The sequence below is a fragment of the Pseudomonas sp. LPB0260 genome (assembly GCF_013388395.1).
Window position 1 is genome coordinate 5,852,862 of the sequence record NZ_CP058247.1, and the last position, 23,115, is coordinate 5,875,976.

Here is a 23,115-nt window from a genome sequence, read left to right on the forward strand (position 1 = left end):
TTTGCCAAATAGGGGAGACACGGGTGAGCTTCACTGCCATTCAATCGCCAGCTCGCTGCAGCCGCCTCCGTTGCCTGCTGGGTGGCCTGGTCCTGGGCGTGTTGCTGAGCGGTTGCGCCAGCCCTCCATCCGGTGGGGTGCAGGTGGTTGACCGTAATCACCGTGCGGCGGCGGCCCAGCAGCGCCCGACCGTAACCAGTGGGCAATACGTGGTGCGTCGTGGCGATACGCTCTATTCGATCGCCTTTCGCTTCGGCTGGGACTGGAAGGCGCTGGCCGCACGAAACGGCATCACGGCCCCCTATCTGATCCGGGTGGGGCAGATCATTCGCTTCGATGGTCAACCCGTCGCGCGTCCCGCCCCCGCAGCGACGGCGGCACCGGTGGTCAGCCGGCCGGCGCCTGTCGCGCCGTCGGTGGCCGCTGCTCCAGCGCCCGTCACGCCAGTGCGCAGCGCCCCGGCCACGCCGGTTCAGAGCACGCCAGCCACCACGCCGGTGCAGCCGGTTCAGCGCTCCGCGAGCGGCTGGGCCTGGCCGTCGAACGGCGCCGTGATCGGGCGTTTTTCGTCAAACGGTAGTTTGAATAAAGGCATTGATATCGCGGGGGAATTAGGCCAGCCTGTTTTGGCTGCGTCTGATGGATCAGTGGTGTACGCCGGGAGTGGTTTACGGGGCTACGGCGAGTTGTTGATCATCAAACACAGCGATACCTACGTCAGTGCCTACGGACATAACCGCAGGCTGTTGGTACGGGAGGGGCAGCGGGTCAAGGCCGGGCAGACAATTGCCGAGATGGGTTCCACGGGAACCGACCGGGTGAAGCTTCACTTCGAAATTCGCCGTCAGGGTAAACCTGTAGATCCATTGCAATACTTGCCTCGCCGTTGATCAGTCGCCGGCCTGTTCCATTTCGTGGGAGGAACGGGCTCAGGTGTAGCCAGGGATCCAGGCGACGCTCGGGCTTGCTGTCGAACTCAGCAAGGAGCAACCACAATGGCTCTCAAAAAAAAAGAAACGCCGGAGTTTGACGTCGACGATGAAGTGCTCCTGATGGAGCCTGGCATTGTTTTGGACGGCGGCTTGAAAGAGGAGAAGCCAGCACCGGCTTCTCGTTCCAAGGCCAAGAATTCGGCAAGCAGCAAGCAGCACAAGTACATCGACTACACCCGGGCGCTCGACGCCACTCAGCTGTACCTCAACGAAATCGGTTTTTCTCCCCTGCTTACTCCCGAAGAGGAGGTGTTCTTCGCGCGTCTGGCGCAGAAGGGCGACCCCGCCGGGCGCAAGCGCATGATCGAAAGCAACCTGCGCTTGGTGGTGAAGATCGCCCGCCGCTATGTCAATCGCGGCCTGTCGCTGCTCGACCTGATCGAGGAAGGCAATCTCGGGCTGATTCGCGCGGTGGAGAAATTCGACCCCGAACGCGGCTTCCGCTTCTCGACCTATGCCACCTGGTGGATTCGCCAGACCATCGAGCGGGCGATCATGAATCAGACCCGCACCATTCGCTTGCCGATCCATGTGGTCAAGGAGCTGAACGTTTACCTGCGCGCCGCTCGTGAGTTGACCCAGAAGCTCGACCATGAGCCCTCGGCCGAAGAGATCGCCAATCTGCTGGAGAAGCCGGTGGGTGAGGTCAAGCGCATGCTGGGCCTGAACGAGCGGGTGTCTTCGGTGGATGTGTCCCTCGGCCCGGATTCGGACAAGACCCTGCTCGATACCCTGACCGATGATCGGCCGACCGATCCCTGTGAGCTGTTGCAGGACGATGATCTGTCGCAGAGCATCGACCAATGGCTGTCGGAACTGACCGACAAGCAGCGTGAAGTCGTGGTACGTCGATTCGGCTTGCGGGGCCATGAGACCTGCACCCTGGAGGAGGTCGGCCAGGAAATCGGTCTGACTCGCGAGCGAGTCCGGCAGATCCAGGTTGAGGCGCTCAAGCGCCTGCGCGAAATCCTCGAGAGCAATGGCCTGTCGAGTGATTCGTTGTTTCAGTGAGCGATACAGGCAGCAAGAGGCCCGGCTGATGCCGGGTTTTTTGTGGCTGTTCATGTAAGTCATTGCTTACAAGGGATGTAAGCAATTGCAGGAAAGTGCCGCGGGCTAGTGGCTCTTCGGGGTCGTATAAATATCGTAACGTTTTGATATTGTTGATTATTATTTTTATCGAGTGCGCGTTCGAGTGCTTTTGATGAGCTGCCGCTGGCTTGTAGGCGTTCCAGAAATCGCTAATATCACACCTGTGTCGAGGGACAGACACAGGTCGCTAAGGAAGGTGACCAGGACAACCGCCGGATGCGGTTTCATCAGGATGATGAGCTGGGAAATAAAGGGAGTAGGGACAAAAGAGTGGGCGGGTAAAACCGCCCCTTTTTTTGTCCGCAGAAAAGTAAAAGGCCCGCGTATGGCGGGCCTTTCCTTGAGCTGTTGCTGAGACTCAGCGTTCCAGGTGCTGCAGCTTGTCCTTTACCCCGTCCCATTCCTCGGCATCCGGCAGGGCGTCCTTCTTCTCGGTGATGTTCGGCCAGACTTCCGCCAGGTCGGCGTTCAGTTCGATGTATTCCTGCATGTCCTCCGGGACCTCGTCTTCGGAGAAGATCGCCTGTGCCGGGCATTCGGGCTCGCACAGCGCGCAGTCGATGCACTCGTCCGGGTGAATCACCAGGAAGTTCGGGCCTTCGTAAAAGCAGTCGACAGGGCAGACTTCCACGCAGTCGGTGTATTTGCACTTGATGCAGTTGTCGGTAACGACGAAGGTCATGGCTTGATTCTCTCCTCGGGCGGCGGCCTGGCCCCATCTATGCGGGGCGTGCAGGCGTTCGTTATTGGCCGCGGCTCAGGCTTTAAACCGGGCAGTCATAAAAATGCGCGCGATTCTATCAGCTTGCGCGAGTCAGCGTTAGATGCGTGTCTTCCATGTATATAACAGCTCCAATGCCTTGCGTGGCGTTAGATCATCCGGATTGATCCTCGACAATTCTTCCAGCACCGGGTGCGGCAGGCTGGCGAACAGGTCGCTCTGCAGAGGGACACCGGCTTGTCCCGGTTCCTGCGGGGGCAATTCGTGGGGCAGGCTGGTGGTTTCCAGGCGCGCCAGGTGCTCGCGGGCGCGGGTGATGACCTCGCTGGGAACCCCGGCCAGCTGCGCCACTGCCAGACCATAGCTCTGGCTGGCCGGGCCGGGGAGCACGTGGTGCAGGAAGACGATGCGCTCGTTGTGCTCGGTGGCGTTGAGGTGCACGTTGGCGACGATCGGCTGGCTCTCCGGCAGCACCGTCAGCTCGAAATAATGGGTGGCGAACAGGGTGTAGGCGCGCAGCTTGGCCAGCTGCTCGGCGGCGGCCCAGGCCAGCGACAGGCCGTCGAAGGTGCTGGTGCCGCGGCCCACCTCGTCCATCAGCACCAGGCTGCGTTCGCTGGCGTTGTGCAGGATGTTGGCCGTTTCGCTCATCTCGACCATGAAGGTCGAGCGGCCGCCGGCCAGGTCGTCGCTGGAGCCGATGCGGGTGAAGATGCGGTCGACCGGCGACAGCTCGCAGCTGGCTGCCGGGACGAAGCTGCCGATATGGGCCAGCAGCACGATCAGTGCGGTCTGGCGCATGTAGGTGGACTTACCGCCCATGTTCGGGCCGGTGATGATCAGCATGCGCGTGGCGTCGTCCAGGCGCAGGTCGTTGGCCACGAAGGGCGTGGTCAATACCTGCTCCACCACCGGATGGCGGCCCTGCTCGATGCGCATGCAGGGCTCGTCGACGAAGCGCGGGCGGTTGAGGTCGAGCGTCAGCGCGCGCTCGGCCAGGTTGCTCAGCACGTCCAGCTCGGCCAGGGCGGCGGCGCTGTCCTGCAGCGGCGCCAGGTGTTCGATCAGCAGCTCGAGCAGGGCCTCGTAGAGCATCTTCTCGCGCGCCAGGGCGCGGCTCTTGGCCGACAGCGCCTTGTCCTCGAACTCCTTCAGCTCGGGGGTGATGAAGCGCTCGGCGCCCTTGAGGGTCTGCCGGCGGATGTAGTCGGCGGGCGCCTGCTCGGCCTGCTTGCTCGGCAGCTCGATGAAATAACCATGCACGCGGTTGTAGCCGACCTTGAGGTTGGCCAGGCCGGTACGGGCCTTCTCCCGGGTTTCCAGGTCCATCAGGTACTGGCCGGCGTTCTCGCTCATCGCCTGCAACTCGTCCAGCTCGGCGTCGTAGCCGGTCTTCAGCACGCCGCCTTCGCGGATCACCGCCGGCGGATTGTCGATGATCGCCCGTGCCAGCAGATCCGCCAGTTCCGGATAGGTGCTCACGCTGGCAGCCAGCGCCTTGAGGTGCGGCGCCTCCAGCACGCTCATCGCCTGTTGCAGCTGTGGCAGCGCCGCCAGGGCATCGCGCAGGCGGGCCAGGTCGCGGGGCCGGGCGTTGCGCAGGCCGATACGGGCGAGGATGCGCTCCAGATCGCCGATTTCCTTGAGTTGCGGCTGCAAAGTCTCGAAGCGATAGCGCTCCAGGAAACAGTCGATCGACTCCTGGCGCGCCTCCAGCACCGCGCGGTCACGCAGCGGGCGATTCAGCCAGCGACTTAGCAGGCGGCTGCCCATGGCTGTCTGGCAGCGATCGACCACCGACTGCAGGGTGTTGTCCCGTCCGCCGGCGAGGTTGATGTCCAGCTCCAGATTTCGCCGGCTGGCGCCGTCGAGGATCACCGTGTCGTCGAGGCGCTCATGGCGCAGGCTGCGCAGGTGCGGCAGGGCGGTGCGCTGGGTTTCCTTGGCGTAGCCGAGCAGGCAGCCGGCAGCGCCTATGGCCAGGGTCAGGTTCTCGCAGCCGAAGCCCTTGAGGTCCTGGGTGCCGAATTGCTGGCACAGGCTCTTGTGTGCGGAATCGCGCTCGAAATCCCAAGGGGCCCGGCGTCGAGCGCCGCGGCGCTTCTCTGCCGGCAGGCCCTGGGGCCAGTCATCGGGAATCAGCAGTTCGACCGGGTTGAGTCGTTCCAGCTCGGCCAGCAGGTTCTCCCAGCCCTTGATCTCGAGCACGCTGAAGCGGCCGCTGGTGATGTCCAGCACCGCCAGGCCGAACAGGCGCTCGTCGCCGAGCACGGCGGCCAGCAGGTTGTCGCGGCGTTCGTCGAGCAGGGCTTCGTCGCTGACCGTGCCGGGGGTGATGATGCGCACCACCTGACGCTCCACCGGGCCCTTGCTGGTGGCCGGATCACCGACCTGCTCGCAGATCACCACCGACTCGCCGAGCTTGACCAGCTTGGCCAGGTAGCCCTCGACGGAATGGAAGGGGATGCCGCACATCGGAATGGCCTGCCCGGCGGACTGGCCGCGGGCGGTGAGGGTGATGTCGAGCAGCTTGGCGGCCTTCTTGGCGTCCTCGTAGAAGATCTCGTAGAAGTCGCCCATGCGGTAGAACATCAGCTGGTCCGGGTGCTGGTTCTTCAGTTTCCAGTACTGCTGCATCATCGGGGTGTGGGCGCTGAGATCGCTTTGGCTCATCGTGATTAACTGTCCGGCTGAATCGCAAAAGCGCCTAGTGTAGGGTATCGCCCTTACCCGTTTCACCCCGGAGCGCGAAAGACTGTGGATGATCGAGAGCTGACTCGTCTGGCCACCGAACTGGGTGCGCGGCTGCTGGCCGCCAAGGCCCAGGTGAGCACGGCCGAATCCTGCACCGGCGGCGGTATCGCCGAGGCCATCACCCGGGTTCCCGGCAGCTCGGTCTGGTTCGAGGCCGGCTACGTCACCTATTCCAATGCCCAGAAGAGCAAGCAGCTGGATGTGCCCGAGGCGCTGTTCGCAACAGTTGGGGCCGTCAGTCGCGAGGTGGTCGAGGCCATGGTGCGCGGCGCCCAGGGCGCCAGTGGCGCGCGCTACGCCGTGGCGGTCAGTGGCGTGGCCGGCCCGGATGGCGGTTCGCCGGACAAACCGGTGGGCACCGTATGGCTGGCCTGGAGCGACGGCGCACAGCTGTTCAGCCAGCGCCGGCAGTTCACCGGCGACCGTGGCGAAGTTCGCCGACAAACGGTCGAGGCCGCCCTAGAGGGGTTGCTGCGCCTGTTGGCGAAAGAAAATCCGGAGGCGGGGTAGGCGGGCGACTTGCCCTGTGGAATAATACTGGCTACTTATACAGTTGTTGGCCGTCAGGCCCTCTTGATCACGTGAGGACTTCAATGGACGAGAATAAGAAGCGCGCCTTGGCGGCTGCCCTGGGCCAGATCGAAAAGCAATTCGGCAAGGGCGCGGTGATGCGCATGGGCGACCACGAGCGCCAGGCGATTCCGGCCATCTCCACCGGCTCGCTCGGCCTGGACATCGCCCTGGGCATCGGCGGTTTGCCCAAGGGGCGTATCGTCGAGATCTATGGCCCTGAGTCCTCGGGCAAGACCACCCTGACCCTGTCGGTGATCGCCGAAGCGCAGAAGCTCGGTGCCACTTGCGCCTTCGTCGATGCCGAGCACGCGCTGGACCCGGACTACGCCGGCAAGCTGGGAGTCAACGTCGACGACCTGCTGGTCTCGCAACCGGACACCGGTGAGCAGGCCCTGGAGATCACCGACATGCTGGTGCGTTCCAACGCCATCGACGTGATCATCGTCGACTCAGTGGCGGCCCTGGTGCCCAAGGCGGAGATCGAGGGCGAGATGGGTGACATGCATGTCGGCCTGCAGGCCCGCCTGATGTCCCAGGCGCTGCGCAAGATCACCGGCAACATCAAGAACGCCAACTGCCTGGTGATCTTCATCAACCAGATCCGCATGAAGATCGGTGTGATGTTCGGCAGCCCGGAGACCACCACCGGCGGTAACGCCCTGAAGTTCTACGCATCGGTGCGCCTGGACATCCGTCGCACCGGCGCGGTGAAGGAAGGCGACGAGGTGGTCGGCAGCGAGACCCGGGTCAAGGTCGTCAAGAACAAGGTAGCGCCGCCTTTCCGTCAGGCCGAGTTCCAGATCCTTTACGGCAAGGGTATCTACCGTAACGGCGAGATCATCGACCTGGGCGTGCAGCTGGGCCTGCTGGAGAAGTCCGGTGCCTGGTACAGCTACCAGGGCAGCAAGATCGGTCAGGGCAAGGCCAACTCGGCCAAGTACCTGGAAGACAACCCGGAAGTGGCGCGCACCATCGAGGGCATGATCCGCGAGAAGCTGCTGGTGTCCAGCGTGCCGGCCAAGGCCACCGCCGACGACCTGGCTGGCGCCGAAGTCGACGCCTGAGTCCGGGGTCACTGAGAGTACGGCAGGGCTTAGCGCATGCCCGTGGTCCTCGATAATCCGCTGGCGGTGCGCCGCACGGCCATGGATCTGCTGGCGCGCCGCGAGCATGGCCGGGTCGAGCTGACGCGCAAGCTGCGTCAGCGCGGCGCCAGCGCCGAGCTGATCGAGGCGGCCCTGGATCGCCTGGCGGAGGAGGGCTTGCTGTCCGAGGCGCGATATCTGGAGAGCTTCATCAGCCATCGCGCGCGCTCCGGCTACGGACCGCAGCGCATTCGCGAAGAGCTCACCCAGCGTGGCTTGGCCCGGGCCGAGGTCGAGCAGGCGCTGCGCGACAGCGGTATCGACTGGGTCGAGCAGCTACGCGCGGCCTGGCAACGCAAGTACGCCGGCAAATTGCCCGAGGACGCCCGCGAGCGCGCTCAGCAAGGGCGCTTTCTCAGCTACCGCGGTTTTTCCCATGAGTTGATCGGCCGCCTGCTGCGCGGCATCGACGATTGAACCGGCAGGCGCCCGGCAGCCTATCCTCGTCCTGATTCCCCACTACTGCTCTGGCGACGGGCTGGATCGGCATTCATATCCCTGGTGCTTCTGGCTCATTGCGATCAAAAGCCAAGGGCCGGCCGCTCCCCAGCGGCCGGTCGGGTGAGGATCGACCTGGAACGACGTCAGGCTTTCTTCGCCCAATTCTGTGGCAGGTTGATGAAGTTCAGCAGCTCGCGCAGGCGTCCGTGGTCGCGGCCGTTGAAGGCGAAGGCCAGGCGCGTGAGGTGAGACAGTTCCGGCTCGTCCTGCTCCAGTTCGGAAGGCTGCTGCTGCTGGAATTCGCCCTTCTTGCAAAGGTCCCTGAAATCGTGGTTGAGCTGCTGCATGGCCGCCTCGCCGAGTGGGTGGTTGAGGCGAATGACGTACAGGCCCTTCAGCCAGCGACTGGAATGGAAGTTGCCGTAGAACCGGGCAATCTCTTCGGCCGCCTCGTCGGCGCTGTGCACCAGGCGGATCAGTTGCAGGTCGCTGGGCAGGATGTAGCCGTGGCCGAGCACCTGCTTCTCGATAAAGGCCAGGTGCTCCTCCCAGTAGCTACCGCCCGGCTGGTCCAGCAGTACCACCGGCACGATCGGACTCTTGCCGGTCTGGATCAGGGTCAGCACTTCCAGGGCCTCGTCCAGGGTGCCGAACCCCCCGGGCAAAGCACCAGGGCGTCGGCCTCCTTGACGAAGAACAGCTTGCGCAGGAAGAAGAAGTGGAACGACAGCAAGTGCCCGCTGCCTTCAACGGTGGCGTTGGCGCCTTGTTCGAAGGGCAGGGTGATGTTGAAGCCCAGGCTGTTCTCCAGGCCGGCGCCTTCATGGGCGGCGGCCATGATCCCGCCACCGGCGCCGGTCACCACCATGAGGTCGTAGCGCGCCAGGGTGGCGCCCAGTTCCCGGGCCAACTGGTAGACCGGATGATCGACCGGGGTACGTGCCGAGCCGAATACCGTGACCTTGCGCCGCCGCTTGAACTGCTCCAGGGTACTGAAGGCGTGCTCCATTTCCCGCAGGGTCTGCAGCATGATCTTGGCGTCCCAGCGATTGCGGTCGGCCTGGGCCATGCGCACCACGGTGATGAACATTTCCCGATACAGCGACAGGTTGGGGCTGTCCGGGGGGACGGCCAGAGAGGTGAGTTCCTCCACCTTGCCGGTCAGGTCGATGCCGCTGATCTGGAAGTGCCGAGACAGGTAGTCGTCCGATTCATCAGGCATAGAACTTCTCCTTTTTCTAATGCGGACCGGATCGTTTCGACTCCCTGAAGTGCCCAGCCCTTTACAAGAGTATGGCTGGGTCGCGGCGTTTCTGCGGCTGGGGACTGAGCAATGGGCGCGACCAGAAGGTCGTCTCAGGAGAGGCTACAGGGCGATCTGTTCGCCGGGTTCGGGGATGTTGGCGATCCATTGCAGGCGCTCGCGCAGCACCTGTTGCAGGACTTTCATCTTCTCCAGTTCACCGTGCACCAGATACAGCTCCGGGTGATGCTCGAAGTGGCTGACCCAGTCGAGCAGTTGCGATTGCCCGGCATGGGCGGAGAAGCCGCCGAGGGTGTGCACCTTGGCCTTCACCGCGATGCGCTGGTGCAGCACCTTCACCGTTTCCGCGCCGTCGACGATCGCCCGGCCGGTTGTGCCCCGCGCCTGGAAACCCGGAAACACCAGGTGGCAATCGCTGCGCCAGAGGTTGTGCTTGAAGTGGTGGACGATGCGTCCGCCGTTGCACATGCCGCTGCCGGCGATGATGATCGCGCCGCTCTTGATCCGGTTGATCGCCATGGACTCTTCCGGTGACGGCGTGCAGCGCAGGATCGGCAGCCAGTCCTCGACGCGCCTGACCCCCTTGGCCTTGATCTCCGCCTGGTTGGTCAGGTCGAACTGCTCGTGATAGCGGGCATAGATGGCGTTGGCACGAATGGCCATGGGGCTGTCGAGGAACACCGCCTGCTGCGGCAGGCGGCCCTCCTGGTAGAAGCGCCCGAGGTAGTAGATCAGGTCCTGGGTGCGGCCGACGGCGAAGGACGGAATCAGCACGTTGCCGCCGTCGCGATGGGCCTGCTGGAGGATCTGCGCCAGTTCGTCGAGGGTTTCCCGGTTGTTGCGGTGGTCACGATCGCCATAGGTGGATTCCAGCAGCACCACATCGGCGCGCTCCAGCGTGGCCGGATCGCACATCAGCGGCGAGCAGGTATTGCCCAGGTCGCCAGAGAACACCAGGCGGCGGGTCAGGTGATGGTCCTGCACTTCGAACTCGACGATCGCCGAGCCGAGGATGTGACCGGCATCGTGATAGGTGACCTGCACGCCCTTGGCCACTTCATGGGGCCTGCCGTAGGGCAGTGGCTGGCGCAGCGCCAGGGTCTTCTCGGTGTCCTTGGTGGTGTACAGCGGTTTGACCGGCGGCTTGCCCTGGCGCACCCGCCACTTGCTCTCCCATTCGGCGTCCTTCTCCTGAATATGCGCCGAGTCCAGCAGCATCAGTTCCATCAGCTCGCAGCAGGCCTCGGTGGCGAAGATCGGCCCGCGGTAGCCGGAGGCGACCAGGCGCGGCAGCAGGCCGGTGTGATCGAGGTGGGCATGGGAGATCACCACCGCGTCCAGGCTGCCGGGATCGAAGGGGAAGGGCGCGTGGTTGCGATCTTCCTCCTGGCGGCGGCCCTGGTGCATGCCGCATTCGAGGAGGACCCGCGCGCCATCGCGGCTTTCGACCAGGTAGCAGGAGCCGGTGACCTGCTGAATGGCCCCGTAGAAGTTGAGTAGCGCCATGGGTGAGCTCCTTGGCAGTGCGGGATGGGCATGGCCACAGGCTGCACCAAGGCGAGTCGGGTGGACTTGACCCTGGTCAGCACGGCCCTGCATCGGCCTCGTGGCGAGCCTGAATGGGCCGCTGCCGGCTGGCAGTCGGTAGGCGGTTCGCGACGAGCCCCTCTCGCCTTTAGCCTAGTCGGATAGCCGTTGCAGCCGGCGCCGCAGCAATGCCGCTCATCCGTTGATACGGCTTATCTGCCTTGGCGGTTGCTGCTATAGCGCGCTCAAGGCATCCCGCAGTCGGCCTTGGCGAAGCGCTCGCTGGTCACCGGGCGGTTGCTCTGGTATTCGCTGAACTGGTAGCGCAGCACCGCGCCATCGGCCAGCAAGCGGCGGAAGCCGTCATTGCGGCATACGCTGTCGGCCAGCTGCGCCCGCACCGTGTCGGGATTGCCGCGCATCTCGGCGGCATGGCGGGCGCGTACGCTGAGGTGGTTGATCAGTTCGTTGCCCTCGACCGTGTAACCACGATCGAGGATGTCGGCGTTGATGGCCCGTGGCGTGCCCTGGCTGCTCTGGCGGGCGACCTGTTCCAGCATCTTGGTCAGCTCATGGTCCTTGAGCGAGGCGGCTTGGGCGCCGAGCGGCAGGCTCAGGGCGATGATCAGGGCGGTGGCGCGCAGCATGGGGGGCTCCGGTAGGGGTGAGGACGTTGGACCTGCAGGCGGCGCAGGAGGTTCAGCAGCCGCGCCTTCAGTCGTATCGGCACGCCGTAGCACGGCGGCTTTGTTAGACTGCCGCGCCTGTCGACCCAGGATCAAGCATGCCGTCTTCATCTTGCCCCCCAGGCGCGGCCCAAATGAGCCACGCCGTTGCCCGTCTACGCGCCGCACGCCTGGCGCGCAGCGTCAAACCCTTCGTCGCGCGGGGTTCCAAAACCATCCGCTGCCCGAGCTGCCGGCTGGCCGCGAGCCATTGCCTGTGCCCCTGGCGGCCGCGGGTCGAGGCGGAGTCGGCGGTGTGCCTCCTGATGCACGACGTCGAGGCGCTGAAGCCGAGCAACACCGGCTGGCTGATCGCCGATGTGGTGGCCGATACCTCGGCCTTCGGCTGGCTGCGCACCGAGGTCGATCCGAGCCTGCCGGCTTTGCTCAGCGATCCGCAATGGCAACCCTACCTGGTGTTTCCCGGCGAGTATGCCGCGCCCGAGCGGGAGGTCAGCGAGGTCGAGGTGGCACCGGGCAAGCGTCCGCTGTTCGTGCTGCTCGATGCGACCTGGACCGAGGCGCGCAAGATGTTCCGCAAGAGCCCCTATCTGGATCATCTGCCGGTGCTCAGCTTCAAGCCGGAGCAGCTGTCGCGCTATCGCCTGCGCCGCTCCACCCGCGGCGATCACCTGTGCACCGCCGAGGTCGCCGCGCTCTGCCTGGAGCTGGCCGGCGACCAGCGCGCCGGCGATGCGCTGGGGGCCTATCTGGATGTGTTCAGCCAGCACTACCTGGCGGCGAAAGGGCAGCGCGCGATCGATCCGGATGATCCGCTGCACCAGCGCTTGCGGGCGTTTCTGTGATCGCCGCCGGCGCCACTGGAACCACCAGCGGCGGCAGTTTGCGCGGCCACAGCTGGGCCAGCAGCATGCCGCTGAACATCAGCGCACAGCCGAAGTAGCCGCGCATTTCCAGTGACTCGCCGAGCAGCAGCGCGCCGGCGATGGCGGCGAACACCGCCTCCAACGAGAGGATGATCGCCGCATGGGAGGCGATTGCATGCTTCTGCGCCACCACCTGCAGAGTGAAGCCGATCGCCACACCGAACACACCGCCGTAGAGAATCGCCGGACCGGCGGCGAGGATTGCCTCCAGGCGGATCTCCTCCAGCAGCACGGCCAGCAGCAGGCTGATCAGCGCACAGGTGATGAACTGCACGACGGCCAGGCGCAACGGGTCGTGGCGCCCGGCGAAATAGCCCACCAGCAGCACATGCACGCCCCAGACGAAGGCACCGGCCAGCTGCAGCCAGTCGCCGGAGGCCACCTGGAAACCTTCGCCGACGCTCAGCAGGAACATGCCGAACACCGCCAGGCAGGCGCCCAGCCAGATGCCGAGGCCGGTCTTGTGGCCGATCAGCAGGCCGAGCAGCGGCACGATGATCACATACAGGCCGGTGATGAAGCCGGAGTTGGTCACGCTGGTGAACAGCAGGCCGACCTGCTGCAGGTTGATCCCCAGGGCCAGGGCCAGGCCCATCAGCACGCCGCCGAGCAGCAGCGGGCGATTCACCGGCGGTGTCGGCGCGTCAGGCGAGAGGCGCTGCAGAATGGGCAGCAATGGCAGCAGGATCAGCGCCGCCAGGGCGAAGCGCAGGCCGCTGTAGAGAAACGGGCCGATGCTGTCCATGCCCAGGCGTTGGGCCACGAAGGCCGACCCCCAGATCATGGCCGTCAGGAGCATTAACAGGTCGGCGCGCAGGGCTTCCTTTCGCATGGAGCAATCCTAGTTGGGCAAAGACGCAGACTGTGCCGCAAAGCATGGCGCTTGACCACCCCCGCCGCGCTCGGCATGCTGGGCGCCGCCTCAGGCGCGCAGTAGGGCCTGACCGCGCGGCCCGACGAGCTGACCTAGGCTTGTCTGGGGGCTACCTGGAACGCCCGGGACCGGCCCGTCGTGGCCGCTTACATAACAAGAAACAGGATCTGCCGATGGCTGCCTATGAAATCCTGATTGCCGACGATCATCCGCTGTTCCGCAGCGCCTTGCAGCAGGCTTTGACCCTGGGGCTGGGGCCGGACGTGCGCCTGGTGGAGGCCGCCAGCATTGCCGAGCTGGAAGCCGCGCTGGCGAGCAAGGCGGACTGGGACCTGGTGCTGCTCGATCTCAATATGCCGGGGGCCTATGGCTTCTCCGGCCTGGTGCTGCTGCGCGGGCAGTACCCGCAAGTTCCCGTGGTGATGATCTCTGCCCAGGAGGACGCGGCCGTGGTGGCCCGTTCCCGTGAATTCGGCGCCAGTGGCTTCATTCCCAAATCCAGTGCCCTGGAGACCATCCAGCAGGCGGTGCGCCAGGTGCTCGACGGCGACGCCTGGTGGCCGCCGCAAACCGAGGAGGCGGCGGCGCTGTCGGCCGAGGCCAAGGCCGCCAGCGCCGGCCTGGCCAGCCTGACTCCGCAGCAGTTCCGCGTGCTGACCATGGTCTGCGACGGGCTGCTGAACAAGCAGATCGCCTATGAGCTGAGTGTCTCGGAGGCGACCGTCAAGGCCCACGTCACGGCGATCTTCCGCAAGCTCGGGGTACGCACCCGCACCCAGGCGGCGCTGCTGCTGCAGCAACTGGAATCCATTCCCGGCGCCTGAGCCCCGCCTCAACCCGACTCGACCAGATTCGGCAGGACGATCTCGTGGCTGCGCCTGACCCCGACGGTCAGCGCCCGGCACTGGACGAGGAACTCGCGCATGGCGGCGGTCTGGTACTTCTGTTTGTGCCAGATGAAGTAGAACTGCCGGCGCAGGTCCAGGGTCGGGGTTTCCACCGCCACCAGGCTGCCGCGGCGGAAGGCGTCGCGCAGGGCCAGGCGCGAGATGCAGCCGATGCCCAGGCCCGACTCCACGGCGCGCTTGATCGCCTCGGTATGCTCCAGCTCCAGGCGGATATTCAGCGAGGCCGGATGGTGACGCATGGCCTGGTCGAAGGTCAGGCGCGTGCCGGAGCCCTGCTCGCGGAGAATCCAGGCCTCCCGGGTCAACTCCTCCAGGCTCGCCTCGCGGCGTTGCGCCAGGGGATGCTGGGGCGCGCAGAACACCACCAGCTCGTCCTCCACCCAGGGCTGCACCTCGATATCCGGATGCTGGCAGTCGCCCTCGATCAGCCCCAGGTCCAGTTCGTAATGGGCGATCTGCTGGACCACGTGGGCGGTGTTGTGCACCTGCAGCCTCACCCGGCATTCCGGGTGGCGCTGCATGAAGGTGCCGATCAGCAGGGTCGCCAGGTAATTGCCCACGGTCAGGGTGGCGCCGACATCCAGCGAGCCGAAGCCACTCTTGCCGGCCAGCAGGCGTTCGATCTCCTTGGCCTGGTCGAGCAGGGCCACGGCCTCGGGGAGTAGCTGGCGACCCAGTGCATTGAGGCGCAGGCGCTTGCCGGAACGGTCGAACAGCTGGCAACCGGACTGCCGTTCCAGCTCGCTCAGCGAGGTGCTGGTGGCCGATTGCGACAGGGCCAGGGCCTCGGCCGCGCGTGACACGCTTTCCTGTTGGGCGGCGATGACGAACACATGAAGCTGTCTAAGCGTAAATCGCATATCTATATAACCGATAAGCCATATCAGAATTATCCACTTAACAGATATTCTGCGCCCGCCTAGAATGCCGCGCAATCACCCGCATCGGGTATCTGAGCCTTCGAGGAAGCCAGCATGAGCAATCTGAACGTCGAGCGTGTGCTCAGCGTCCACCACTGGAACGACACCCTGTTCAGTTTCAAGACCACCCGCAGTGCGGGCCTGCGATTCGAGAACGGTCAGTTCGTGATGATCGGCCTGCAGCAGGACAACGGTCGCCCGCTGATGCGCGCCTACTCGATCGCCAGCCCCAACTACGAGGACCATCTGGAGTTCTTCAGCATCAAGGTGCCGGACGGCCCGCTGACCTCCAAGCTGCAGCACCTCAAGCCGGGCGACGAGCTGATGGTCAGCCGCAAGCCCACCGGCACGCTGCTGCTCGACGACCTGCTGCCGGGCAAGCACCTCTACCTGCTCAGCACCGGCACCGGCCTGGCCCCCTTCATGAGCGTGATCCAGGACCCGGAAACCTATGAGCGCTACGAGAAGGTGGTGCTGGTGCACGGCGTGCGCTACGTCAACGAGGTCGCCTACCGCGAGTTCATCACCGAGCACCTGCCGCAGAACGAGTACTTCGGCGAGTCGCTCAAGAGCAAGCTGATCTACTACCCGACCGTGACCCGCGAAGAATTCGAGAACCAGGGCCGGCTCACCGACCTGATGCGCAGCGGCAAGCTGTTCCGCGATATCGGCCTGCCCCCGATCAACCCGCAGGACGACCGCGCGATGATCTGCGGCAGCCCGAGCATGCTCGACGAGACCAGCGCGGTGCTGGATGGCTTCGGCCTGAAGATCTCGCCGCGCCTGGGCGAGCCGGGTGACTACCTGATCGAGCGCGCTTTCGTCGAGAAGTGATGCGCACGGTCTGCGCCGGAGCCCGCCTTCAGGCGGGCTTTTTCGTGGCGCTCGGCACCACCTCGAGCACGCGAATCTGTCCGGGTTGCGGGTAGTGCCAGCGCACGTCCACATCCCAGAAACCGGCGCCGTAGCGGCGCTCCGGTTGTGGCTGCTGATAGGCCGGGCGCGGGTCCTGGGCCAGGCATTGCTCGATCAGTTCGACCAGGGGCTCGTCCAGACGCAGGGCGTGCTGGCGGGCCTGGGCCAGGGCCTGCTCCTGCCAATCCACCGCAATCGGCTGTGGCGCGCTGTCGGCGATGGCGTTTGTCGCGTCCGTCACGCAATCGGCATAGGGCACGTAGGGCTTGATATCCAGCACCGGCGTGCCGTCGAGCAGGTCGATGCCGGAAAGCCACAGGCGCCCCGGCTCGACCCTGTCCAGCCTGACCACCGACTGGCCGATGCCGTTGGGCCTGTGGGTGGCGCGGCTGGCGAACACGCCGAGCGACTGGTTGCCGCCCAGGCGCGGCGGCCGCACCTTCAGGCGCGGCTTGTCCTCCAGGGTCTGGTGGAAGAGAAACAGCAGCCAGACATGGCTGACCTGCTCCAGTCCCTGCACGGCCTCGCCCTGGTCGAAGGGCGCAAGCAGCTCCAGAACACCGCGGGCCGCCGGCGCCAACTGCGGCTGGCGCGGGATGGCGAACTTCTCCTTGAAGCAGGAACGCAGGAAACCTATGGGCGATACGGCGTAGGACATGGGCGGGCGATCGGCGGCGGGGGAGGCCCATCTTACCTGCTGCAGACTCCAGTCTTAAGCCCGGGCTAGGCGTACAGCACCAGCAGGCCCCAGGCCAGCAGCAGGAGCCCGGCCAGGCGCGCGAGCCACAGGCCTTGCGGCAGCACTTTCTCCAGCAGCACATAGGCGCCGATCAGGGCCGCCCACAGCAGGTTCATCACCCCGCCAAGAAACAGCAGGCCCATCAGTGCCCAGCAGCAACCCAGGCAATACAGGCCGTGGGCCAGGCCCATACGCCAGCCGCCGGCGATACCGGGACGCCAATGCCCGAGGAGAAACAGCACCGGTCCGCGGCAATGGGCCAGGCAGGCGGCTTTGCCCGGCAGCCACTGGTAGGCGCCGGCGCCGATCAGCAGGCTGGCGCCCAGCCACTGGCTGTCACTGCGCATCTGCGGGTTGAGCAGGGCGAGGCGGTCCAGGCCCCATTGCGCGGCGGTGGCGAGCAGGCTGAAGCCGCCCCACACCAACAGGTAGGCCAGGCAGAACGCCAGCAGGGCCAGCTGTCTGCGCGGCGAGTGCAGCTGCCGGCGCAGCATCTGCTGGTACAGCAGGATCATCGGCACGGCGCTGGGTAACATCATGCCGACCATCATCACCGCCCACATCGCCAGCATCAGCAGAGCATCGGCGGCGCTCCAGGGCATCGGCATGGCGGCCATGGCCATCTCGGGCATGCTGCCGGCCATCCGCAACAGGGCCCACCAGGCCAGCCCCAGCAGTACCAGCAGGCACAGCGCAGTGCTCCACTGGTCGCGCTGCAGCGGCCAGTGGGGCAGCCGCCGAGCAGGCTCGGCGGCGCCAGGAAGTGCGGGCGATTTCAGCGCACCACCCCCTGGCCGGTGAAGTGCAGGCGGGCGAAGTGGCCGTGGCCCTGCTGCGACTGGATCTTGATCGCGCCGTGGGTCTGGTAGCTGCCGCTGGCCATCTGCGCCTCGGTGAACTCGAAGCCGTTGGGCAGTACCAGGCGCGCTTCCTGGGCCTGGCCGCTGACCGGGTTGCGGATCGGTTCACCTGTTACTTCCAGCACCCCAGGGATGCGGGTGTGGGCTTCGCGGCGATCGACATCGACGCTGAACTCGATGGGGACGAACTGCGGCTCGTACAGCTCGCCGAGGGTGCTGGCGAACACAGAGAACACCGTGGCGCCGGGCTCGGTGTCCTCGCCGGCGAGAATCCGCAGCAATGCCTCGCGTTGTTCGGCAGAGGCGCGTTCGTCGATGAACAGCTGGCAGCGGCCATCGCCCTCGTGGATGGCCTTGGGCCAGGCGAAGGTGCCGACCCAGCACAGACCGTCGAGTTGGATGTCTTTGTAGTGCCCCCGGTCGATACGCATCGACACCACGGCCTCGCAGTTGCCGTGGCTGGGCAGGGCGCTGAATTGACAGGGACAGCCCCAGTTGCAGTTGCAGGTAGCGAACTCGACGCCCTGCATGCGCCAGTCAGCCATGCTCATGGCCTTCCTCCCTGCCGCGCTGGCGGCCTGAAGTGGTGACCCCCAATTAGAAGGTTAGCAATGGCGGGACGCCCGGCGGGCGCGGCGGACTAGCGGTTGCCGCGGGGAGCGGGGCCGAATCCGGTTCGGCCTAGGCGCTCAGTGGCGAAGGTCCGAGCCTGCGGTTCAGCCGCGCAGGCGCAGGGTCAGGCCCCGGAGGAAGTTGCGCAGGAACTGGTCGCCGCAGGGACGGTAGTTGCTATGGCCGGACTTGCGGAACAGCGCGCTCATCTCCGGCTTGGACACCGGGCAGTCGACGCTCTGCATGATCGCGTGCATGTCGTCTTCCTTCAGCTCGAAGGCCACGCGCAGCTTCTTCAGCACCATGTTGTTGGTCACCGGCAGCTCGAAGGGCTGCGCCGGATGGCTGTCGTCCTTGCCGCGCTTGAAGTACACCAGGCCGTCGAGAAAATGCGCCATCAGCTCGTCTTCGCAGGCCTGGAAGCCGTCCTCGTCGTCCTTCTTCAGCACCGCGCTGACCTGCTCTGCGGCGACCTGCAGGCCGCTGAGCTGGATGATATCGGCCATCTGCGCGTCGCTGAGGTCGAGGGAGTAGCGCAGGCTGCGCAGCACATCGTTATTGAGCATGGCTTGATTCCTGGAAATAAGGGGAGCCGCACCGGGGCGGGACGGCGGGGGAGGCGGACCTAGAAGCGTTCCTTGGCGGCCAGATAGCGCCACTGGCCGGCTGGAACCTTGGCCATCGGCACGCCGCCGATGCGGATGCGCTTGAGCCCCAGTACCTTGAGGTCGACGCTGTTGCACATGAACACGATCTGACCGGGCTGGGGGTTCTTCAGGGCGAAGCGCAGGCGGGTTTCGTTCTGCCAGCTGACCTTGCAGGGTGGCAGCGGCGTGCCGTTGAAACTCAGGCCGTGGTTCAGGCGCTTGAGCTGGGCCGGACTGAGCTGGCCGCTGACTTCGACCACGTACTCCTGCTCCAGCTTGCCAAGGTCTTCCCGCAGTTTGCGTTCGACGCGCCAGTCCTGGGTCAGCACGTGCAGGCCGTCGGCGCCAGCCTGCAGCGGAGCGCAGGGAGTCAGGCGGGCGAAATGGCCCTTCAGTGGGCGGATGCCGGAGGGGTCATCCGGCCAGTGGCTGGCCGGCCCGAGGGTGGTGGTGGCGCTCGCCGGGGCGTGGCCGCTGGGCACGTGGAGCAGCAGGGTCGCCGGCTCCAGCGGTGCGGCGACGGCGTCCGGGAGCAGCTCGACTTGCTGGTCCAGCACCTTGAACTGCGGTTCGTCCACCACTTCGCCATCGACCAGCACCCAGCCGCCCTGGATATACAGCTCGGCCTCGCGGCGCGAGCAGCCGACCAGTTCGATCAGGCGCTTGGAAAGGCGGACGGGGTCGGTCATGGCAAAGGTCATCGGCAAGGGGAGGGCGGCCATTGTAACTGGCACGGGCCGTGGCACAGGGATAAAAAAACCGCTCCGAGGAGCGGTTTTCTGATCGCCGGCGTTTCAGCCGCCGAGATAGGCGTCGCGCACCTTGGGGTTGGTCAGCAGTTCATGGCCGCTGCCCTGCATGACGATCCGTCCGTTCTCCAGCACATAGCCGCGATCGGCCAGCTTGAGCGCCTGGTTGGCGTTCTGTTCGACCAGGAAGATGGTCACGCCGTCCTTGCGCAGCTGTTCGATGATGTCGAAGATCTGCTGGATGATGATCGGCGCCAGGCCGAGGGAGGGTTCGTCGAGCAGCAGCATCTTGGGCATGCTCATCAGCGCGCGGCCGATGGCGAGCATCTGCTGCTCGCCGCCGGACATGGTGCCGGCGCGCTGGTTGAGGCGTTCCTTGAGGCGCGGGAACAGGTGCAGGACCTTGTCCATCTGCTCGCGGAACTCGCCCTTGGCGGTGAAGAAGCCGCCCATCACCAGGTTCTCCTCGACGGTCAGGCGGGCGAACACCCGGCGCCCCTCGGGGACGATGGCGATGCTCTTGCGCATGATCTCCGGGGTGTCCTTGCCGACCAGTTCCTCGCCCTGGTAGCGGATGCTGCCGCTGGAGGCGTGCGGGTTGCCGCAGAGGGTCATCAGCAGGGTCGACTTGCCGGCGCCGTTGGCCCCGATCAGGGTGACGATCTCGCCCTGGCGAACCTCGACGCTGACGTCGTGGAGTGCCTGGATCTTGCCGTAGAAGGTGGAAACCTTGTCGAAAGTCAGCATGGCTCAGGCCTCCCCCAGATAGGCTTTGATCACGTCCGGGTTGTCGCGGACCTGCTCCGGCGTGCCGTCGGCCAGGGGGGTGCCCTGGTTGATCACGTAGATATAGTCGGAAATGCTCATGACCAGCTTCATGTCGTGTTCGATCAGCAGCACGGTGACGTTGTGCTGGTCGCGCAGCATGCGGATCAGCGCCTTGAGGTCGTCGGTCTCGCGCGGGTTGAGGCCGGCGGCCGGCTCGTCGAGCATGAGGATGCTCGGGCGCGTCATCATGCAGCGGGCGATCTCCAGGCGCCGTTGCTGGCCGTAGGCCAGGGTGCCGGCCGGGCGGTTGGCGAATTCGGTCAGGTCGACCTGCTCCAGCCAATGCGCGGCGTATTCCATGGCCTGGCGCTCGCTCTTGCGGAACGCCGGGGTCTTCAGCAGGCCGGCGATGAAGTTGGTGTTGAGGTGTCGATGCTGGGCCACCAGCAGGTTCTCCACCGCGGTCATTTCCTTGAACAGGCGAACGTTCTGGAAGGTGCGCACCACGCCCCTGTGGGCGATCTTGTGGCCCGGCAGGCCCTCGATCTGCTCACCGTTGAGGCGGATGCTGCCGCTGGTCGGCTGGTAGAAACCGGTCAGGCAGTTGAACACCGTGGTCTTGCCGGCACCGTTCGGGCCGATCATCGACACCACTTGCTTCTCGTTGACGGACAGGCCCACCCCGTTGACGGCCAGCAGGCCGCCGAAGCGCATGGACAGGCCGCTTACTTCTAGAATCGGGCGGCTCATGGTTTCAGCTCCAGGTGCGGGCGCTGCATGGGCAGCAGGCCCTGCGGACGCCAGATCATCATCAGTACCATCAAGGCACCGAACATCAGCATGCGGTACTCGTTGAACTCGCGGGCCAGTTCCGGCAGCAGGATCATCACCACTGCGGCGAGGATGATCCCCAGTTGCGAGCCCATGCCGCCCAGCACGACGATGGCGAGGATGATCGCCGATTCGATGAAGGTGAAGGATTCCGGGGTCACCAGACCCTGGCGGGCGGCGAAGAAGCTGCCGGCGAAACCGGCAAAGGTCGCGCCTAGGGTAAAGGCCGACAGCTTGATCACGGTGGGGTTCATACCCAGCGCCCGGCAGGCGATCTCATCTTCGCGCAGGGCTTCCCAGGCGCGGCCGATCGGCATGCGCAGCAGGCGGTTGATCACGAACAGGGTCAGCAGCACCAGCAGCAGGGCGATCAGGTAGAGGAAGATCACCTTGTTGATCGAGTTGTAGGCAACCCCGAAGTACTCGTGGAAGGTCTGCATGCCTTCGGCGGCCTTGCGCTCGAACGACAGGCCGAACAGGGTTGGCTTGTCGATGTTGCTGATGCCGTTGGGGCCGCCGGTCAGCTCGGTCATGTTGCGCAGCAGGATGCGGATGATTTCGCCGAAGCCCAGGGTGACGATGGCCAGGTAGTCGCCGCGCAGGCGCAGCACCGGGAAACCGAGGATGAAGCCGAAGAACGCCGCCATCAGGCCGGCGATCGGCAGGCACACCCAGAAGCCCAGGCCGTAGTAGTGCGACAGCAGTGCGTAGCTGTAGGCACCCACCGCGTAGAAGCCGACATAGCCCAGGTCGAGCAGGCCGGCCAGGCCCACGACGATGTTCAGGCCGAGGCCGAGCATCACGTAGATCAGGATCAGCGTGGCGATGTCCACCGCGCCGCGGCTGCCGAAGAATGGCCAGGCCAGGGCGATCAGGATCAGCACGAGGACGACCCAGCGCTGGGTGCTCGGCAGGGTGAGGAAGTCACTGGCCTGGCCGGGCACCTTGGGCATGCTGGGCACGCTGGCCCAGGCGGCGCCGATCTGGTCGCGCAGCAGCTGCCAGAAGAACATGGCGATGGCGCAGGCGGCGATGGTCCAGAGCACGGCGGGGCTGGCGCCCTGCACCTGCAGGCTGATGCCCACGGTGGTCAGCTTCAGGCCGATGACCGGATAGGCCACGGCGATCACCAGCAGGGCGCTGAAGAAGGCGGTCTTGAGGTTGCCGCGATTGATCGAAGTCATACCTTTTCAACCTCCGGACGGCCGAGAATACCGGTCGGGCGGAACAGCAGGACCAGTACCAGCAGGCTGAAGGCCACCACGTCCTTGTACTGGTCACCGAAGATGTCGGCGCCGAAGGCTTCGGCCACGCCCAGTACCAGGCCACCGAGCATGGCGCCGGGGATGCTGCCGATGCCGCCGAGGACCGCGGCGGTGAACGCCTTGATGCCGGCGAGGAAGCCCAGGTGTGGGTTGATCACGCCGTACTGCATGCCCAGCAGAACCGCGGCGACAGCGGCCAGGGCGGCGCCGATGACGAAGGTCAGGGCGATGATGTTGTTGGTGTTGATGCCCAGCAGGTTGGCCATCTTCAGGTCTTCGGCACTGGCGCGGCAGGCGCGGCCGAGGCGCGAACGGGAGATGAACAGGGTCAGGCCGACCATCGCCAGGAAGGTGACGACGAAGATCAGCACCTGGGTGTAGGAGATCACCACGCCGTTCATGGTGCTTTCGCCGAACACGAAGTTGCCCGGCAGCGGGTTGGGGATCGCCTTGTCCTTGGAGTCCTGGGCCAGCAATACCAGGTTCTGCAGGAAGATCGACATGCCGATCGCGGAGATCAGCGGGATCAGGCGGTTGCCGCCGCGCAGCGGGCGATAGGCGACTCGCTCGATACTGTAGCCATAGGCGCTGCAGACGATGATGCTGGCGGCGAAGCCGGCAATCATGATCAGCGGCAGGCTGTCCAGGCCCATCATGGCGAGCAGAGTAATGGCGATGAAGGCTACGTACGAGCCAATCATGTACACCTCGCCATGGGCGAAGTTGATCATGCCGATGATGCCGTAGACCATGGTGTAGCCGATGGCGATCAGGGCATAGGTGCTGCCAACGGTGAGGCCGTTAACCAGCTGTTGCAGGTAGTGATAAAGATCAGGCATTGCCTAACTCCTGGGTCAGCACGCACGGCGGCGCTTGTGGCGCAGCATGAGACCAGAATTCTTCTAA

23 protein-coding genes and 1 pseudogene are annotated in these 23,115 nt (G+C 65.2%); 8 read left to right on the forward strand and 16 right to left on the reverse strand.

Annotation, left to right across the window (positions count from 1 at the left end; all coding sequences use genetic code 11):
- The first annotated feature begins 23 nt into the window (after positions 1–23).
- A complete protein-coding gene (locus tag LPB260_RS26225) occupies positions 24–890 on the forward strand; it encodes a peptidoglycan DD-metalloendopeptidase family protein (RefSeq protein WP_208708818.1) in 867 nt (288 codons plus the stop codon).
- A 105-nt stretch (positions 891–995) separates the two neighbouring features.
- On the forward strand, positions 996–2,003 hold the full coding sequence (gene rpoS / locus LPB260_RS26230; RefSeq protein ID WP_208708819.1) for an RNA polymerase sigma factor RpoS: 1,008 nt from the start codon (positions 996–998) through the stop codon (positions 2,001–2,003).
- Positions 2,004–2,442: 439 nt separating this feature from the next.
- Here the strand turns inward: rpoS and fdxA are convergent, their stop codons facing one another.
- Positions 2,443–2,766: a ferredoxin FdxA gene (fdxA, locus tag LPB260_RS26235; RefSeq protein ID WP_208708820.1), complete on the reverse strand. Its 324-nt coding sequence runs from the start codon at positions 2,764–2,766 to the stop codon at positions 2,443–2,445.
- Positions 2,767–2,904: 138 nt separating this feature from the next.
- Positions 2,905–5,478 (reverse strand): DNA mismatch repair protein MutS, encoded by a 2,574-nt coding sequence (gene mutS, locus LPB260_RS26240; protein ID WP_208708821.1) that lies wholly within the window; start codon positions 5,476–5,478, stop codon positions 2,905–2,907.
- A gap of 84 nt (positions 5,479–5,562) precedes the next feature.
- Here mutS and LPB260_RS26245 point away from each other — a divergent pair, with 84 nt between their 5' ends.
- From LPB260_RS26245 to recX, 3 genes are all read left to right on the forward strand, one after another.
- Complete coding sequence (locus LPB260_RS26245; protein WP_208708822.1) at positions 5,563–6,069, forward strand: CinA family protein; 507 nt, start codon at positions 5,563–5,565, stop codon at positions 6,067–6,069.
- 83 nt (positions 6,070–6,152) lie between these two features.
- Positions 6,153–7,196 (forward strand): recombinase RecA, encoded by a 1,044-nt coding sequence (gene recA, locus LPB260_RS26250; RefSeq protein ID WP_208708823.1) that lies wholly within the window; start codon positions 6,153–6,155, stop codon positions 7,194–7,196.
- 36 nt (positions 7,197–7,232) lie between these two features.
- Entirely contained in the window at positions 7,233–7,694 is a 462-nt protein-coding gene (gene recX, locus LPB260_RS26255) for a recombination regulator RecX (RefSeq protein ID WP_208708824.1), read from the forward strand.
- Between the two features lie 167 nt (positions 7,695–7,861).
- On the opposite strand, the pseudogene LPB260_RS26260 reads toward recX, so the two are convergent.
- The 3 genes and pseudogenes from LPB260_RS26260 to LPB260_RS26270 all read right to left on the reverse strand — a co-directional run bounded on the left by LPB260_RS26260 (position 7,862) and on the right by LPB260_RS26270 (position 11,156).
- A pseudogene (locus LPB260_RS26260) lies at positions 7,862–8,940 on the reverse strand (LOG family protein).
- A gap of 144 nt (positions 8,941–9,084) precedes the next feature.
- Complete coding sequence (locus tag LPB260_RS26265; protein WP_208708826.1) at positions 9,085–10,488, reverse strand: MBL fold metallo-hydrolase RNA specificity domain-containing protein; 1,404 nt, start codon at positions 10,486–10,488, stop codon at positions 9,085–9,087.
- 266 nt (positions 10,489–10,754) lie between these two features.
- The gene (locus LPB260_RS26270; protein WP_208708827.1) at positions 10,755–11,156 is read right to left on the reverse strand and encodes a quorum-sensing-regulated virulence factor family protein; all 402 of its coding nucleotides are present in this window, start codon (positions 11,154–11,156) and stop codon (positions 10,755–10,757) included.
- Between the two features lie 173 nt (positions 11,157–11,329).
- Between LPB260_RS26270 and LPB260_RS26275 the strand changes: the two genes are divergently transcribed.
- Positions 11,330–12,040, forward strand: coding sequence for a tRNA-uridine aminocarboxypropyltransferase (locus LPB260_RS26275; RefSeq protein WP_208708828.1), 711 nt, complete (start codon positions 11,330–11,332; stop codon positions 12,038–12,040).
- Here the strand turns inward: LPB260_RS26275 and LPB260_RS26280 are convergent.
- A complete protein-coding gene (locus tag LPB260_RS26280; protein ID WP_208708829.1) occupies positions 11,955–12,953 on the reverse strand; it encodes a DMT family transporter in 999 nt (332 codons plus the stop codon). The two genes, LPB260_RS26275 and LPB260_RS26280, sit on opposite strands and share 86 nt — an antisense overlap.
- A 215-nt stretch (positions 12,954–13,168) precedes the next feature.
- Here LPB260_RS26280 and erdR point away from each other — a divergent pair, with 215 nt between their 5' ends.
- A complete protein-coding gene (gene erdR / locus LPB260_RS26285) occupies positions 13,169–13,819 on the forward strand; it encodes a response regulator transcription factor ErdR (protein WP_208708830.1) in 651 nt (216 codons plus the stop codon).
- A gap of 8 nt (positions 13,820–13,827) precedes the next feature.
- On the opposite strand, the gene LPB260_RS26290 is transcribed toward erdR, so the two are convergent.
- A complete protein-coding gene (locus LPB260_RS26290) occupies positions 13,828–14,763 on the reverse strand; it encodes a LysR family transcriptional regulator (RefSeq protein WP_208708831.1) in 936 nt (311 codons plus the stop codon).
- 114 nt (positions 14,764–14,877) lie between these two features.
- On the opposite strand from LPB260_RS26290, the gene fpr reads away from it, so the two are divergent.
- Entirely contained in the window at positions 14,878–15,657 is a 780-nt protein-coding gene (fpr, locus tag LPB260_RS26295; RefSeq protein WP_208708832.1) for a ferredoxin--NADP reductase, read from the forward strand.
- Between the two features lie 28 nt (positions 15,658–15,685).
- On the opposite strand, the gene tsaA is transcribed toward fpr, so the two are convergent.
- From tsaA to livH, 9 genes are all read right to left on the reverse strand, one after another.
- Entirely contained in the window at positions 15,686–16,396 is a 711-nt protein-coding gene (gene tsaA, locus LPB260_RS26300; protein ID WP_208708833.1) for a tRNA (N6-threonylcarbamoyladenosine(37)-N6)-methyltransferase TrmO, read from the reverse strand.
- 65 nt (positions 16,397–16,461) lie between these two features.
- Positions 16,462–17,109 carry a DUF2182 domain-containing protein gene (locus LPB260_RS26305; protein ID WP_256625608.1) on the reverse strand — a complete coding sequence of 216 codons (648 nt, stop codon included), beginning with the start codon at positions 17,107–17,109 and terminating at the stop codon, positions 16,462–16,464.
- 143 nt (positions 17,110–17,252) lie between these two features.
- On the reverse strand, positions 17,253–17,888 hold the full coding sequence (locus LPB260_RS26310; RefSeq protein WP_208708834.1) for a DUF1326 domain-containing protein: 636 nt from the start codon (positions 17,886–17,888) through the stop codon (positions 17,253–17,255).
- Between the two features lie 165 nt (positions 17,889–18,053).
- Positions 18,054–18,515 (reverse strand): DUF1456 family protein, encoded by a 462-nt coding sequence (locus LPB260_RS26315; RefSeq protein WP_208708835.1) that lies wholly within the window; start codon positions 18,513–18,515, stop codon positions 18,054–18,056.
- A gap of 59 nt (positions 18,516–18,574) precedes the next feature.
- Complete coding sequence (locus tag LPB260_RS26320; protein ID WP_208708836.1) at positions 18,575–19,285, reverse strand: rRNA pseudouridine synthase; 711 nt, start codon at positions 19,283–19,285, stop codon at positions 18,575–18,577.
- 105 nt (positions 19,286–19,390) lie between these two features.
- Positions 19,391–20,092, reverse strand: coding sequence for an ABC transporter ATP-binding protein (locus LPB260_RS26325; RefSeq protein WP_208708837.1), 702 nt, complete (start codon positions 20,090–20,092; stop codon positions 19,391–19,393).
- 3 nt (positions 20,093–20,095) lie between these two features.
- Complete coding sequence (gene livG / locus LPB260_RS26330; RefSeq protein WP_208708838.1) at positions 20,096–20,863, reverse strand: high-affinity branched-chain amino acid ABC transporter ATP-binding protein LivG; 768 nt, start codon at positions 20,861–20,863, stop codon at positions 20,096–20,098.
- Positions 20,860–22,128, reverse strand: a complete 1,269-nt coding sequence (locus tag LPB260_RS26335; RefSeq protein WP_208708839.1) for a high-affinity branched-chain amino acid ABC transporter permease LivM — start codon at positions 22,126–22,128, stop codon at positions 20,860–20,862. Before LPB260_RS26335 ends, livG begins: the two co-directional genes overlap by 4 nt.
- On the reverse strand, positions 22,125–23,048 hold the full coding sequence (gene livH, locus LPB260_RS26340) for a high-affinity branched-chain amino acid ABC transporter permease LivH (protein ID WP_208708840.1): 924 nt from the start codon (positions 23,046–23,048) through the stop codon (positions 22,125–22,127). Before livH ends, LPB260_RS26335 begins: the two co-directional genes overlap by 4 nt.
- Positions 23,049–23,115 lie beyond the last annotated feature (67 nt).

Bases quoted from the DNA above. Each gene is read 5' to 3' on its own strand.
- erdR (WP_208708830.1), top strand. From the start codon at position 13,169: ATGGCTGCCTATGAAATCCTGATTGCCGACGATCATCCGCTGTTCCGC.
- LPB260_RS26270 (WP_208708827.1), bottom strand. From the start codon at position 11,156: ATGCTGCGCGCCACCGCCCTGATCATCGCCCTGAGCCTGCCGCTCGGC.
- fpr (WP_208708832.1), top strand. From the start codon at position 14,878: ATGAGCAATCTGAACGTCGAGCGTGTGCTCAGCGTCCACCACTGGAAC.
- LPB260_RS26335 (WP_208708839.1), bottom strand. From the start codon at position 22,128: ATGACTTCGATCAATCGCGGCAACCTCAAGACCGCCTTCTTCAGCGCC.
- LPB260_RS26325 (WP_208708837.1), bottom strand. From the start codon at position 20,092: ATGCTGACTTTCGACAAGGTTTCCACCTTCTACGGCAAGATCCAGGCA.
- LPB260_RS26310 (WP_208708834.1), bottom strand. From the start codon at position 17,888: ATGAGCATGGCTGACTGGCGCATGCAGGGCGTCGAGTTCGCTACCTGC.
- recX (WP_208708824.1), top strand. From the start codon at position 7,233: ATGCCCGTGGTCCTCGATAATCCGCTGGCGGTGCGCCGCACGGCCATG.
- LPB260_RS26265 (WP_208708826.1), bottom strand. From the start codon at position 10,488: ATGGCGCTACTCAACTTCTACGGGGCCATTCAGCAGGTCACCGGCTCC.
- recA (WP_208708823.1), top strand. From the start codon at position 6,153: ATGGACGAGAATAAGAAGCGCGCCTTGGCGGCTGCCCTGGGCCAGATC.
- livG (WP_208708838.1), bottom strand. From the start codon at position 20,863: ATGAGCCGCCCGATTCTAGAAGTAAGCGGCCTGTCCATGCGCTTCGGC.
- mutS (WP_208708821.1), bottom strand. From the start codon at position 5,478: ATGAGCCAAAGCGATCTCAGCGCCCACACCCCGATGATGCAGCAGTAC.
- LPB260_RS26280 (WP_208708829.1), bottom strand. From the start codon at position 12,953: ATGCGAAAGGAAGCCCTGCGCGCCGACCTGTTAATGCTCCTGACGGCC.
- LPB260_RS26315 (WP_208708835.1), bottom strand. From the start codon at position 18,515: ATGCTCAATAACGATGTGCTGCGCAGCCTGCGCTACTCCCTCGACCTC.
- fdxA (WP_208708820.1), bottom strand. From the start codon at position 2,766: ATGACCTTCGTCGTTACCGACAACTGCATCAAGTGCAAATACACCGAC.
- LPB260_RS26290 (WP_208708831.1), bottom strand. From the start codon at position 14,763: ATGCGATTTACGCTTAGACAGCTTCATGTGTTCGTCATCGCCGCCCAA.
- tsaA (WP_208708833.1), bottom strand. From the start codon at position 16,396: ATGTCCTACGCCGTATCGCCCATAGGTTTCCTGCGTTCCTGCTTCAAG.
- LPB260_RS26275 (WP_208708828.1), top strand. From the start codon at position 11,330: ATGAGCCACGCCGTTGCCCGTCTACGCGCCGCACGCCTGGCGCGCAGC.
- rpoS (WP_208708819.1), top strand. From the start codon at position 996: ATGGCTCTCAAAAAAAAAGAAACGCCGGAGTTTGACGTCGACGATGAA.
- LPB260_RS26320 (WP_208708836.1), bottom strand. From the start codon at position 19,285: ATGACCGACCCCGTCCGCCTTTCCAAGCGCCTGATCGAACTGGTCGGC.
- livH (WP_208708840.1), bottom strand. From the start codon at position 23,048: ATGCCTGATCTTTATCACTACCTGCAACAGCTGGTTAACGGCCTCACC.
- LPB260_RS26305 (WP_256625608.1), bottom strand. From the start codon at position 17,109: ATGCCCGAGATGGCCATGGCCGCCATGCCGATGCCCTGGAGCGCCGCC.